Origin of the sequence: Enterobacter nematophilus, assembly GCF_026344075.1 — a bacterium.
In the GTDB taxonomy this organism is placed as follows: Bacteria; Pseudomonadota; Gammaproteobacteria; order Enterobacterales; family Enterobacteriaceae; genus Enterobacter; species Enterobacter nematophilus.
The window spans coordinates 353141-367004 of sequence record NZ_JAPKNE010000002.1 but is presented as its reverse complement, the minus strand read 5'-3'; the positions used below and the strand labels follow the sequence as shown (position 1 = coordinate 367004).

Annotated in this window: 10 protein-coding genes and 1 tRNA gene; 5 read left to right on the top strand and 6 right to left on the bottom strand. The window is 56.3% G+C overall.

From position 1 onward, the window contains the following. Positions 1 to 86 precede the first annotated feature (86 nt). The gene (locus tag OSH03_RS08375; RefSeq protein WP_266178922.1) at positions 87 to 1007 is read left to right on the top strand and encodes a LysR family transcriptional regulator; all 921 of its coding nucleotides are present in this window, start codon (positions 87 to 89) and stop codon (positions 1005 to 1007) included. Between the two features lie 54 nt (positions 1008 to 1061). Here OSH03_RS08375 and cbl read toward each other — a convergent pair whose 3' ends face one another. Together cbl and nac are read right to left on the bottom strand one after the other, a co-directional pair. After that, the gene (cbl, locus tag OSH03_RS08370; RefSeq protein ID WP_151413141.1) at positions 1062 to 2012 is read right to left on the bottom strand and encodes an HTH-type transcriptional regulator Cbl; all 951 of its coding nucleotides are present in this window, start codon (positions 2010 to 2012) and stop codon (positions 1062 to 1064) included. Positions 2013 to 2108: 96 nt separating this feature from the next. After that, positions 2109 to 3026 carry a nitrogen assimilation transcriptional regulator NAC gene (gene nac, locus OSH03_RS08365; RefSeq protein ID WP_028013742.1) on the bottom strand — a complete coding sequence of 306 codons (918 nt, stop codon included), beginning with the start codon at positions 3024 to 3026 and terminating at the stop codon, positions 2109 to 2111. Positions 3027 to 3346: 320 nt separating this feature from the next. Here nac and OSH03_RS08360 point away from each other — a divergent pair. Next, positions 3347 to 3422, top strand: a tRNA-Asn gene (locus tag OSH03_RS08360). 143 nt (positions 3423 to 3565) lie between these two features. Here the strand turns inward: OSH03_RS08360 and ldtA are convergent. From ldtA to OSH03_RS08345, 3 genes are all read right to left on the bottom strand, one after another. Continuing rightward, a complete protein-coding gene (gene ldtA / locus OSH03_RS08355) occupies positions 3566 to 4462 on the bottom strand; it encodes a L,D-transpeptidase (protein WP_061097723.1) in 897 nt (298 codons plus the stop codon). Positions 4463 to 4523: 61 nt separating this feature from the next. Continuing rightward, positions 4524 to 7217, bottom strand: a complete 2694-nt coding sequence (locus OSH03_RS08350) for a cation-transporting P-type ATPase (RefSeq protein ID WP_266178803.1) — start codon at positions 7215 to 7217, stop codon at positions 4524 to 4526. Positions 7218 to 7264: 47 nt separating this feature from the next. Further along, positions 7265 to 7696: a universal stress protein gene (locus tag OSH03_RS08345; RefSeq protein WP_151413143.1), complete on the bottom strand. Its 432-nt coding sequence runs from the start codon at positions 7694 to 7696 to the stop codon at positions 7265 to 7267. 397 nt (positions 7697 to 8093) lie between these two features. On the opposite strand from OSH03_RS08345, the gene OSH03_RS08340 reads away from it, so the two are divergent. Genes OSH03_RS08340 through OSH03_RS08330 form a run of 3 tightly spaced genes read left to right on the top strand, consistent with a single transcriptional unit; the run spans position 8094 to position 13203 of the window. Continuing rightward, positions 8094 to 9179: an efflux RND transporter periplasmic adaptor subunit gene (locus OSH03_RS08340; RefSeq protein ID WP_266178802.1), complete on the top strand. Its 1086-nt coding sequence runs from the start codon at positions 8094 to 8096 to the stop codon at positions 9177 to 9179. After that, the gene (locus OSH03_RS08335) at positions 9179 to 12241 is read left to right on the top strand and encodes an efflux RND transporter permease subunit (RefSeq protein WP_266178801.1); all 3063 of its coding nucleotides are present in this window, start codon (positions 9179 to 9181) and stop codon (positions 12239 to 12241) included. Before OSH03_RS08340 ends, OSH03_RS08335 begins: the two co-directional genes overlap by 1 nt. Next, positions 12238 to 13203, top strand: a complete 966-nt coding sequence (locus OSH03_RS08330) for an acyltransferase (protein ID WP_266178800.1) — start codon at positions 12238 to 12240, stop codon at positions 13201 to 13203. The genes OSH03_RS08335 and OSH03_RS08330 overlap by 4 nt, the downstream gene beginning before the upstream one ends. On the opposite strand, the gene pagP is transcribed toward OSH03_RS08330, so the two are convergent. Continuing rightward, entirely contained in the window at positions 13200 to 13775 is a 576-nt protein-coding gene (gene pagP / locus OSH03_RS08325) for a lipid IV(A) palmitoyltransferase PagP (protein WP_151413146.1), read from the bottom strand. The genes OSH03_RS08330 and pagP overlap by 4 nt on opposite strands. Between the last annotated feature and the right edge of the window lie 89 nt (positions 13776 to 13864).

Here is a 13864-nt window from a genome sequence, read left to right as displayed (position 1 = left end):
AGATGGCAGATCCGGCGGATAAACAAGCGACTTTGTCCATCATTGTTTGTAATATCCAAACAATCGGTGAAAAGAGAGGACAAGGGATGGATCGTTTTGATGCGATGCGCGCCTTTGCTCGCGTGGTGGAGGCAGGCAGCTTCACAAAGGCTGCCCAAACGCTTCATATGAGCAAAACCACGGTGACGCAGCTTATTCAGCAGCTGGAAGCGCGCCTGCGCGTCAAGCTGCTCCATCGCACCACCCGCAGGCTTGGCGTCACGCCTGATGGCGCGGTCTACTACGAGCGCGTCATCCGCCTGCTGGCGGATATGGAAGATGCTGAAAACAGCCTGTCCAGTGCGGCGATGACGCCCCGGGGACGGCTACGGATAGATGTGCCCACGCCCCTCGCCCGCCTGGTGCTGGTTCCCGCGCTACCGGCTTTTCACGCGCGCTACCCTGATATCCAGTTCGATATGGGCGTGAGTGACCGGGTGGTGGATCTGATCGGAGATAACGTGGATTGCGTCCTGCGGGGCGGTGAAATCAGCGACCAGTCCCTGATCGCGCGCCATGTCGGCGATCTGCCTATCGGTGTTTACGTCGCACCGAGCTATGTGGAACGCCTTGGCGCCCCTGCGCATCCGCGAGAGCTGGAAAATACGGCCCATCGCATCGTGGGATTCTTTTCCTCACGCACCGGTAAAATTGATCCTCTGGTACTGCGCTGTGAGAGTGAACGTATTGAAATCACGGGCAGCTATGTGCTTGCGGTAGATGATGGCAATGCTTACCTCGAAGCTGGGCTCGCGGGATTAGGCGTGATTGCGCTGCCGGCCTATATGGCGGCAGCCCATCAGGCTCGTGGTGCCTTGATTCCGCTATTTGAACGCTGGCGTATTGCTCCAATGCCCCTGTACCTGGCATTTCCGCCGAACCGTCATGTCAACGCCAGGCTGCGCGTTTTTATTGACTGGATCGTTGAGTTGATGCAGCAGCATGTCCCCACCACTTACAATAAGTGACGACATCCCTGCCCCCTGATTCGGCCAGCGCAGCGCTAACGGACAAGCCAGCACCTAAATCTGATAATCAATCGCCACTTCTTCCGGCTCCATCACCTGGCGTTTGATCTCGTCCACCGACAGACCGGCATTGCACAGCTCAATGAAACGCCACACATAGTTACGCTGCAGCTGCCCGCGCTTCAGGCCGAGCCACACGGTGTTGGCGTCAAACAGATGCCGCGTATCCAGGCGCACCAGGTTTCCGTCCTCGCGTTCACCGCTGGACTGCTCAGCCACCAGGCCAATGCCCAGACCCAGCTCGACGTAGGTTTTAATCACGTCAGAATCCTGCGCGCTCAGCACCACGTCCGGCGTTAGCCCTTTGCGGTTGAAGGCCTCATCAATGCGCGAGCGTCCGGTTATGCCCTGGCGGTAGGTGATCAGTGGCCATTTCGCAATGTCTTCCAGCGTCAGCGGTGAAACCTGATTCAGCGGATGATCGAGCGGGAGCAACAGGCTGTGGTACCAGCGGAACCAGGGGAAGGCCACCAGCAGCGGGTCGTTGCTCAGGCGTTCGCTGGCAATGCCGATATCCGCCCCACCGTTTTGCAGCAGCCCTTCAATTTCCTGCGGCGTGCCCTGGATAAGCTCCAGGCGGACGTCGGGGAAAAGTTCGCGGAAGGCTTTGATCACCGGCGGCAGGCTGTAGCGCGCCTGGGTGTGGGTGGTGGCGATGGTGAGCACGCCGGAGGCGTCGCTGGTAAAGAGATCCGCCAGGCGACGCACGTTGCTGGCTTCATTGAGGATCCGCTCAGCGATGGTGAGCAACGCTTTACCGGGCTCCGTCATGCCGAGCAGGCGCTTGCCGCGACGGATAAAAATTTCGATGCCCAGCTCCTCTTCCAGCTCGCGGATATGGCGGCTGACGCCGGACTGAGAGGTATAAAGCATATTGGCGACCTCGGTCAGGTTGTAGTCCCGCCTGGCCGCCTCACGGATAATTTTAAGTTGCTGGAAATTCACGATTCACTCCGGCGCATCTGACATAACGCTATTGTTAGAGTCAGCTGCGCTGCAGAACAAATAATAAAAACCAGCATCTTATGCTTTTATGGAATATCAGCTCACGAGCTGGAGCTCACGGTTCTCAAGCGACGGCTTGCTGACCAGCGACATCAAAATCTCTTTTACCGCCTGCGCCTGCGGCGACAGCGAGCCGCGAGCGGACATGTTCAGCGACAGCGGCAGGCTCATCGACGGCGTGGTGATCCGCGCCATCCAGCCGTTTGCCGCACCGCACAGCGAGCGCGCGGCGGATTCCGGCAGAACCGTCACCCCCATCCCGCTGGCAATAGCTGCGGTGAGCGTGGAGATTGAGTCAATTTCGCCGATGATTTTGGCCGTCAGGCGTCGCAGGGAGAACGCTTCGTCCACGCGCACGCGCACGGCGCTGTAGTCGCGCGGCAGATAGAGGTTCATCTCTGCCACGGCGGTGAGATCTACGCTCTGGCCCGGACAGTCGCGGGTGCCCACGAGGTAGAGATCTTCCTTCAGCAGCGGCTGGCTGGTGATCCCGGCAACCGGGGAGCGATCGTAAAGAACCGCCATGTCCAGCTGGCCGTTGAGCAGCTTGTCGTTCAGTACAGAACCGCTGTTTTCATGCAGATAAACCAGCACTTCCGGAAGCTCAGCGCGCACGGCCTGCAGCAGCGGCATGGTGATAGAGGACGCCGCCGTTCCCGGCGCCAGCCCAATAGAAACGTGCCCGCTCAGGGTCTGGCCCACGTTGTTCACCGCAAGCTGCGCCTGCTCGCACTGACGCAGGATCGTGCGGGCATGGGTATACAGAATCTTTCCTGCTTCCGTTGGCGTAACGCCGCGTTTGGTGCGGATCAGTAACTGCTGATCCATCTCGCCTTCCAGAGTAGCCACCTGCTGGCTCAGCGCAGGCTGCGCGATGTGCAGCACTTCTGCCGCTTGAGTCAGGCTGCCGATATCGACGATTTTTACGAAGTATTTCAGTCGTCTTAAGTTCATTTTGCCCCCTGTTCGAAATGCTGTGCCGTAACCGGCTGTCGTTGTTGAACAGGTTTTGCAATATGAATGCCACTTTTACCGTGCGGTCTGAATTGTTCGCTAAGCGCCTGAAAATAAGGAAACCTAATCATGGAGGGGGGATTTATTACTGAAACAGCAGTTTATGATCTGCCCCATTAGAGGTATACCCGCACCAAAGCGGTGCATTCCGCTGTCAAAAACAGCATTTTGCCGATTTTGTCAGCAAACGATCAAAAGGCGTTGATCCACCCTTTGACAAGGCGAACGCAGGTCGATAATATGCGCCCCGTTCACACGATTCCTCTGTAGTTCAGTCGGTAGAACGGCGGACTGTTAATCCGTATGTCACTGGTTCGAGTCCAGTCAGAGGAGCCAAATTTGAAAAGCCTGCTTTTATAGCAGGCTTTTTGCTTTTCTGCGCAAGGTAAATGCATAACGGCAACCTTGTTGCCGTTTTTAGTGTGCGCCCTCTCCCGTGGGAGAGGGATGGAATGAGGGCAACAGCCCGCACAATGCCTTCACATCCCTACCTTAACCGGCATTCCCGACCGCCGTTCCAGTTCAGCGCCCGCGCCCTCGTTTATCAACTGCGTTCGCTGCGCGGCCGAAATAGGAAGAGGCACTTTTCGGGTCGATTCAAATTCCACCCGGTTACGCGACAGCGGTTCGTGAACCTCCACCCACCGGCTGCCGTCCGGCTCCGTGGTCACCTTAACGGGCCGATCGATAAGCTGCACGCGGGTGCCTACGGGGACATTATCGAAAAGGTATTTGATGTCGTTGTTACGCAGGCGAATACAGCCCTGGCTCACCCGCAGCCCGATGCCGAAATTCGAGTTTGTGCCGTGAATGGCATACAGCCTGCCGATATAAATCGCATACAGCCCCATCGGGTTATCCGGCCCGGCGGGCACGAAGGCCGGAAGCGTTTTCCCCTCTGCCGCATAGGCGCGGCGCGTGTTCGGCGTAGGTGACCAGGTTGGCCCTTCCTGCTTTCGCTCAACCGCCGTCACCCAGTTTCGCGGGGTTTCGCGCCCGGCCTGACCGATGCCGATGGGCAACACTTCCACCGTATTGCTGCCCGGCGGGTAATAGTAGAGACGCATTTCCGCCACGTTCACCACAATCCCCTCGCGGACGGTGTCGGGCAAAATCAGCTGCTGGGGAATCACCAGTCGGGTGCCGGATTTGGGCAAAAAAGGATCCACGCCCGGGTTTGCTTCCAGCAAATTGCTTAGCCCCTGCCCGTGCTGTGCGGCAAAGGCCTCAAGCGGTAACGTATTGCGCTCGGGAACGGTGATGATAATCGGGTTTCCCACCAGCCGACTGCCTTCCGGCGGTAGGGTATAGGTTACGGCAAACGCACTGGGAACAGCGGCACACAGCGTAAGGACGAACCAGGTAAGTCGCATCATAATTTCCTGTGCTCACAAAAGAGAAAGCCTGGACTCAGGCAGGCTTTCTCAGTTTACGCTATCACGCCTCGGTTTTGCGCCACCGGCGCGTCAGCACTTTCTCCGCCTCGACAATAAGGAACATCACAAAACCAATCAAGAAGGTGATGACCCAGTAGCGGAACGGCAGCGCTTCGGTGCCAAACAGCATCTGCATGAAGGGTGCGTAAATGATAAGAAGCTGTAGCGCCAGCAGTACGCCGCTGACAATCCAAATCCCTTTATTCGCCAGCAGGCCTTTGCTCAGCGAGAAGCCGTCATTAACGCGGCAGTTAAGCATGTAGAACCACTGCGCGGTGACCAGGGTTTGCAGCAGCACGGTGCGGATAAATTCCGCCGAATAGCCGCGCGGCTGTAGCCAGGCCTCCAGCACGAAGGCGCTGATGGCAATCATCAGACCGACAAACACCACGCGCCAGATAGCATAGCCGTCCATCACGTGGAGATTCGCCTTGCGCGGTGGCCGGTTCATGATGTCCTTCTCACCCGCTTCAAACGCCAGGCCAAACGACAGCGTTGCCGACGTCGCCATGTTCATCCACAGAATCAAGACCGGCGTCAGCGGGATCAGGTTCCCCGCCAGCAGCGCGATGATGATCAGCAGAGCCTGCGCGATGTTGCTGGGGATAACGAACAGAATCGTTTTTTTCAGGTTATCGTAAACCCGACGCCCCTCGTGCACCGCGCTGGCAATGGTGGCAAAGTTGTCATCCGTTAACACCATGTCAGCGGCTTCCTTGGTGACTTCCGTCCCCTTAATCCCCATGGCGATACCCACATCCGCCCGCTTGAGCGCTGGGGCATCATTTACACCATCCCCGGTCATGCCCACGACTTCCTGTTTACTTTGCAGAGCCTGTACAAGGCGGAATTTATCCTCCGGGCTGGTTCGGGCGAAAATATCGTACTGCTGCGCGGCGTCGCTCAGCTGACGATCGTCCATCGCCTCCAGCTCACGTCCGGTGATAGCGCTTGCGGCGTTACCAATTCCCAACATTTGCCCGATGCTCATTGCCGTTTGCGGATGGTCGCCGGTGATCATTTTCACGCGGATCCCGGCCTGCAGACAGTCGGCAATGGCGGTAATGGCCTCCGGACGCGGCGGATCCATCATTCCAGCAATACCCAGCAGGATCACGCCATCATGAAGGTCCGGGTGATCCAGCTCGCGCTGTCCACTGGCCGCTGGTTTCCAGGCCGCAGCCACCATGCGCAGCCCTTCCCGGGCATACTCTTCAATCTTCCCTTCCCAGTAAGGCTGATCGAACGGCTGCAGTCCATCATTCGTCTGCTGGTAATGGCAGAGGCGGAACAGGACGTCCGGCGCGCCGGTGATTAAAATCACCTCTTCATCGCCCAGCCGGTACAGCGTGGACATGTATTTATACTGCGAATCAAACGGGATTTTACTGCGCATTTCCGCCTCAAGCGGCGGGAGCGGGATTTTCGCCGCCAGCACCTTCAGCGCGCCCTCGGTCGGGCCTCCGGTGATTTTCCACAGCCCCTGCTCGTCTTTAATCAGCTGGCTGTCATTGCAAAGGTCGATGGTGCGAAGGTAGCGTTCCAGCACGGAACCCTGCGTCACGCTGACGGGCGTCGGGTCATCTACGGGGTGAATATTCCCCACCGGTTCGTAGCTGTCGCCCTCCACGCGATAGGTCGTGTCAGCGGTGATCACCGCTTTGACCGTCATTTCATTCATCGTCAGGGTGCCGGTTTTATCCGAGCAGATGACCGTCATCGCTCCCAGGGTTTCCACCGTGGGCAGCTTGCGAATGATGGCCTTGCGGCGCGCCATGGCCTGTACGCCAAGCGAAAGGATGATGGAAATGATGGCCGGCAGGCCTTCCGGCACGGCGGCAACGGCGAGGCTGATAAGCGACAGCACCAGTTCAGAAACCGGCATATCCCGGAACAGGAGGCTAAAGACAAACAGCACCACCATCATCACCAGGATCGTGATGAAGATGGTCTTCCCGAGCTTATCCATCTGCACCATCAGCGGCGTGCGGTGCTTTTCAATATCGGACATCATCTGATTAATGTGGCCCAACTCGGTCTCGCCCCCGGTTGCCACCACCACGCCTTTACCGCCGCCGGAGCTGACGGTGGTTCCTGAGTAGAGCAGATTATACCGGTCACCTAATGGCAACTCCCCGCTTAACGCATCGCTGTTTTTCTCCACAACGGTGGATTCGCCGGTCAGGATGGCCTCCTCCACGCGAAGGTTATGCGCCTCAATCACGCGCAGGTCCGCAGGGATACGATCCCCGGCACGGATCACCACGATATCTCCCGGGACCAGCGCCGTGGTGGGGATCGTTTCATGATTCCCCTGTCGTACCACCACGGCTTCGCTGGAGAGCATATTTCGAATACTCTGCAACGATTTTTCAGCATTGCTTTCCTGGATATGGCCAATCAGCGCGTTGATGATCGCAACCCCAAGGATCACAAACATGTCTACCCAGTGGCCCATAAAGAGCTTAAGCAACGCGGCCACCAGCAGAACGTAAATCAACACATCGTTAAAATGCGCCAGGAAGCGCAGCCAGGCGGGTTTACCCTTTTTTTGCGGTAACGCATTCTCACCATGCTGCTGAAGGCGGGCGGATGCCTCAGTGCCGCTAAGTCCTTCCAGGGTGGACTGGATATTAGAAAGGGTTTCGTCAACGGTTTGCTGATAATACGGACGTTCAGGTTTTCCTGTTTTCATCGTTCCTTCCTCAGGTTCTATTCAGAAATCACCTTGCTTTCATGTAATTAACGAATAACGAAAACAGGAACGTGGGCGTAACGCACAATACTTGCCGCCTCCGATCCTAACAAATGGGTTTGAATATTTGGATTTCGAGAGCCGACAATAATCGCGCCAGCAGCAAGTTCATCCGCCAGCTTAATAACCTCATCACGAACATTCCCGCTACGGACGTGGAGATGAACACGCTCTTCTGGCAGATTCAATTTTTTAACCAGGTCAGACAGCTTTTCTTTCGCATTATTAATCATATATTCATCCATTTTGCGCGCATCTGAAATAAAACCGCGCGTCAGCTCGGCTGAAAATTTGGGCATGACGTGCAGCAAATGAATGTCACCCGATGCGCTTTGCGCCAGAAACTGTGCATGCTGCAACGCTTTATCCGCCAGGCTTGTCTCGTAGACATCCACCGGAACGAGAATGTTTTTATACATATCGAGCATCCTTTTTATAACCAACACGAGAGTGAATGACGCTAAAAAACGCATTAAATGCAGGGGGTTGCCCTTAATGCCAGCTACGGTAAAAAAAGATGGATAACATTAAACGTAGCACAGGAATATCAGGTTTAGCGCTTCCCCACTGATAATGGTTATTTAACATTTATCTTTTCGCCGACTATGCTCATAGTCAGCTACCGCTTCCGGCTCATGGAGGAATGTATGTATGGTTTAAGCCTGATCCGTCTGGGTATGTTTATTGCGCTTGCCATTATCGCCAGCACGGCGATTGGTTTATTTACCTATATGGTCGTCACTGTTCTGGCCGAATAGTGTCACCCCCTGCCCTTGCTACGGAATAAATAAAACAGTTATTTATTAGGGGAATATAGTGAACCGCTACCTCTCTCTTTTACCGTTCGTTTTATTAACGCTCACGGCGTGCGACCCGAAACCGGAGCAAGCCTCCCCCCTGCCGCGAATGGTAAAAGTGGCGGAGGTGGCCGTCCCCGGTCACGCCCAGCAGCGCGTCTTTCCCGCCCGCATTGAATCGGGCGATGCCACAGACCTTTCCTTCAAGCGCGCGGGTCAAATTGAAGCGCTCGATATACGTCAGGGCGCAGCCATCAAGCAGGGGCAACAGCTTGCCAGACTGAACGCCCGTGAGGCCCAGCAGCGGGTTAACGACAGACAAACGGCAGCGACGCTGGCCCAGCGGCAGTTCGACCGCTTCCAGACTCTGGCAGGACGACAGGCCATTTCAAAAGCCGAGATGGACGTGCAGCGTGCAAACCGCGATTCGGCGAATGCGGCGCTGCAAATTGCCCGAGAGGAGCTGAATCAGATGACGCTCGTCGCCCCCTTCAGCGGGACGGCGGCCAGCGTGCACGTGCGAAACCATCAGGTTGTGTCTGCCGGTCAGCCCATTGCAACCCTAACCCGAACCGATCTGCTGGACGTGGTGTTTAGTATTCCTGAAAACCTGTTCAAAACCCTGGATATCCGCAACGCTCAGTATCGCCCCGTGGTGAGAATTAACGCCATCCCGGATCGGAAATTTACCGCCGTCTACAAAGAACACTCGGGCAGCAGCGACAGCAATACCCTGACATGGCAGGTGATACTGACCATGCCGCGACCAGATGATTTTCCCGCCGTCGGCGGCGTAAGCGGTACGGTGACCATCAATTTAAGCAACCTCCCGGCCGGCGCGGGCGCTGAGACTCTGGTCGTACCGGTTGAGGCAGTCTTTAATCCGGACAACAGCCCGCGCAATGAGCCACACGTCTGGGTCGTGGCGGGAGAAGGCGACGCGCTCCACCTGGAAGACCGCAAGGTCAGCGTGGGGCAAGTGAGTACCGAGGGCGTGGTAATCGTAAGCGGGCTGAAGGCGGGCGAACGCGTGGTGGCCGCAGGCGTTGGGGAGCTCCACGCTAACCAGCCGGTGCGTGTCTGGACGCGTGAACGGGGACTGTAATGGATATCTCTCGTCAATTTATCAATAACCCTGTTCGCGTCTGGCTAACGATTCTGCTGCTGGGCATCGGGGGCATTTTCGCTCTGTTGAATATCGGCAGGCTGGAAGATCCCGCTTTTACCATCAAAACCGCAGTGGTGGTCACCCACTACCCCGGCGCATCCGCTCAGCAGGTGGAAGAAGAGGTAACGCTACCGCTGGAGAATGCCCTTCAGCAGCTGCCTTATCTGGATAACGTCAGCTCTATCTCGTCAAACGGTCTGTCGCAAATCACCGTTAACATCGCTTCACGCTATCACTCGAACGAACTGCCGCAGATTTGGGACGAACTGCGCCGCCGCGTGGGTGATGCCTCGCGTCAGTTCCCGCCCGGCGTCGTCACGCCCTTTGTGAATGACGATTTCGGCGACGTGTTCGGCTTCTTCTTCGCAATTTCCGGAGATGAATTCAGTAATCCTGAACTGGTGAGATACGCGGAGCAGCTTCGCCGGGAGTTGATACTGGTCCCCGGCGTCGCGAAGGTCGCCATCGGCGGGGCCATTAGCCAACAGGTCAACATCGATATCTCCCTGACCAAAATGGCCGCGAGGGGCATTACGCTGAACCAGCTTTCCGCCCTGCTCAGCAGGCTTAACGTCGTTTCCAGCGCCGGAGAAATCACCTCCGGCAGCGAATCCATTCGCCTGCACCCGACCGGTGAATTCGAGAATCTTGATGAACTGGCGGATCTCATCATCACGCCTTCCGGCACCGGGGCGGCGACGCGTCTGCGGGATATCGCCACGCTATCGCGCGGGCTGAACGAATCGCCAGCCAGTATCTACCATGCCAACGGTAAAAAAGCCGTCACCATGGGCGTCTCGTTTATTCCCGGCGTGAACGTGATTGACGTGGGCCACGCGCTGGAGGCGAAGCTAAACCAGATGTCGGCGGAAAAACCGGCCGGCATACAGATAGACCTGTTTTACGATCAGGCTGCCGAAGTGGGCCACTCTGTTAACGGTTTTATTATTAACTTCCTGATGGCGCTGGCGATCGTCATTGGCGTGCTGCTGATCTTTATGGGTGTACGCAGCGGGATAATCATCGCGGTTTCTCTCGCGCTCAACGTGCTGGGCACGCTGCTGATTATGTATCTGTGTGGCATTGAGCTGCAGCGCATCTCGCTCGGGGCGCTGATTATCGCCCTCAGCATGCTGGTGGATAACGCCATCGTGATTGTCGAAGGGGTGTTGATTGCCCGACAGCAGGGCTCACCGCTGTTAACCGCCGTTAACAATATCATCCGCCGCTCCGCCCTGCCGCTGCTGGGGGCGACGGTGATCGCCATCCTCGCGTTCGCGCCTATCGGGCTGTCGCAGGATTCCACCGGGGAATACTGTAAATCTCTGTTCCAGGTGCTGCTGATTTCCCTGATGCTAAGCTGGTTTTCGGCGCTTACCATCACGCCGGTGCTGATTAAGTGGTGGTTGTTTAAAAACGACAGCGCGCCCGATAAAACCGACGAGTCAGATCCTTACGATAAACGACTCTACCGCGCCTACCAGCGCCTGCTTAACACGCTGCTGCACCATAAGACACCGACGCTCATTGTCATGGCTGCGCTGCTGGCAGCGTCTGTCTGGGGCTTCGGCGCCGTGCGGCAAAATTTTTTCCCGTCGTCTAATACGCCGATTTTCTTTGTCGACCTGTGGTTACCCTACGGGACCGATATCAAATGGACCGAGAAAATGACCGGTGATATTGAAAAGACGATTAACGGCCAGCCGGGCGTGGAAACCACCGTCTCAACAATCGGTCAGGGAAGTATGCGGTTTATTTTGACCTACAGCGGACAGCGCCAGTACAGCAACTATGCCCAAATCATGGTAAGAATGGACGACCAGCGTAACATTTCCCCCTTAACCCGCCACGTTGATGAGTACATCGCGCGAAACTACCCGCAGGTCAACGCCAGCACGAAACGGGTGATGTTTGGCCCCTCCGGCGACAGCGCCATTGAAGTGCGTATTAAAGGCTCGGATCCTGACAGGCTGCGCCTCATTGCCAGCCAGGTGGACGATATTCTGGCGCGCGACCCGGCCACGGGCAGCGTCAGGAACGACTGGCAAAACCGCAGCAAGGTGATCCGTCCGCAGTACGCCGCCGCGCTGGGACGCGAGCTTGGCGTGGATAAACAGGACGTCGACAACGCGCTGGAGATGAATTTCTCCGGCAGCCGGGCGGGACTGTATCGGGAAGGCAGCGACCTGCTGCCAGTGGTGGTGAGGCCCCCGGAAAGCGAAAGGCTCGATGCCAGTCACCTGAACAACGTGCTGGTGTGGAGCCAGACGCGGCAGCAGTATATACCGCTGAGTAACGTCGTCAGCCGCTTCTCGCTGGAGTGGGAAGATCCGCTCATCCTTCGTCGCGACCGCTCGCGGGTACTGACGGTTCAGACGGACCCGGATCCGCTGAGCCAGCAAACCTCCGGCGATATTCTCGCCCGCGTGAAGCCGCAGGTGGATGCCCTTCCCCTGCCGCACGGCTACAGCATTGAGTGGGGAGGCGACGCGGAAAATTCCAGCGAAGCGCAGCAGGGGCTATTCACTACGCTGCCTCTCGGGTATCTGGTGATGTTTGTGATTACGGTTCTGATGTTCAGCTCGGTAAAAAATGCCGTCGCTATCTGGCTGACCGTACCGCTGGCGCTGATTGGCGTGACGCCGGGATTTTTAATTACCGGTATTCCCTTTGGCTTTATGGCGCTGATAGGTCTGCTGAGCCTGAGCGGCATGCTGATCCGCAACGGCATCGTGCTGGTGGAAGAGATCGAACAGCAGAAAACGCAAAAGGATCAGCACAGCGCGATCGTTTATGCCGCCACCTCGCGCCTGCGCCCTATCCTGCTCACCGCGTTCACTACCGTACTTGGCCTGGCTCCGCTGCTGCTGGACGTTTTCTTCCAGAGCATGGCCGTTGTGATTATGTTTGGACTGGGGTTTGCTACAATCCTGACGCTGCTGGTACTCCCCGTTATCTATGCGTGTTTCCATCGTAAGGACGAAGCCAAACCACAATGAATGCGACAGGGCTGAACATTATCAAGACGCTGGGCTGTATGACGGCGGTGACCTTCTTTACTATCTACAACACCTGGGATCATTATGATTATGACTATCACTGGATCCTGGGGTTTTTAACCTTTATCTCGACCATCGCCACACCGCTGTTTTTTGTGGTGTCAGGCTATCTCGACGGACAGTCCCGGCACGGCACCCGCTGGCAGTTGAGTAAAATTAAAAGCCTGGTGATTGTTTTTCTGTTCTGGATAACGATCTACTACCTGTGGGAGCCCTATCAGCGTGGGTATCTGATTCAGCCCTGGTTTGTGTTCGCCTTTATGGTGATTTATACCTTTCACCCGGCAGTTGAGTGGCTTAGCCAGCGGCGAGCACTGTTCTGCGGCGCGATTGCCGCCCTGCTGCTCTTTTCCTACGGATACGATCTGCTATCGGCGCTCTATCCTGAAACGCACGTCCTTTCTCTTTCACCGCAGTATCGGCTGTGGACATGGCTGCTGTTTTATCTGACGGGGCAACTCTTTTGCGACCCGAAAATTGCCGAGTGGATTAGCCGCAAAAATGTGGTCAGGGCGGCGGTTGTCGCCATCCCCTTTATCTATCTTTTCACCTGGTTTTACGAGCGCCACTTCTTCTTCGCGCTGTTCAAGGCGGACAGAAACGCCTTTATTCTCACTGGCTCTCAAATTTACATTTTGATTATCGCGCTGGTGATTGCGGCGAACGGGGTGCGCTTTCGCCGCAACGCTGAATTGAAGGAGTCCATTCTGGCCGCCATCAGCAAAACGATGACCGGCGTGTACATTGTGCACTATTCGGTGTTTCATCTGCTGACGGCGCTGATACCGGTGACCTCTCTCGGCATGAAGCTGGCGCTGATTGTGCTTACTTTCATTACCTCTGTTCTCTTCTCCATGCTGGTATTGTCTAACGCCGTGGCAAAAAAGGTGATCACCCTTTAAAAGCCTAAGCGCAGCCAGGCAAAGAGCACGTTGCCGTTGTTATACGTCCCGGGAATATAGGTGAACTGGACGGTAACGCGCTTATACCCGGCGGAAAACAGCGGGAAGATAAACGGTAGCGGGACATAGTTTGCAAAATCATCGCGCGCCGTGATGCCCGCCGCGGCACCGAGCCCAAGGCGGAAATCTTTGGCATTATCCAGGTACCAGCCCTTCTCCCAGCCGTAGCCCATCGCGGGCTGCCATTCGTTGTGCGAGTCCTTGAACATCATCGCAAACAGCGCGCTCCAGTTCCCCTCTTCGTTATAGCGGGAAACGCCCAGCCCGCCGCCCCACGGCATTTCATTGTAATTGTCGGTTTTTTCTTTGTCGTACATGAAACGGGCATGCCAGCTCAGGAACGGCAGGTACAAGTCGTAACGTTGAGGCTCTTCCCAGGTCCGGGAGATATCATCCGTCAGCGCATTCCACCAGCCGCTAATCCGCTGTTCTCCGTAGACTTTCGACTCGGCATGAAGCGGCGCGGCGAATAAAAACAGGACAATCCAGAGTGCCGAAAAGTTACGTTGCATCGTTATTCCCTCAGCTTAACTCACGCAGCAGTCACTATTACTGTAAACCATTCAGCCCTAACCGGAACCAAATAGACTGATTTATGTCG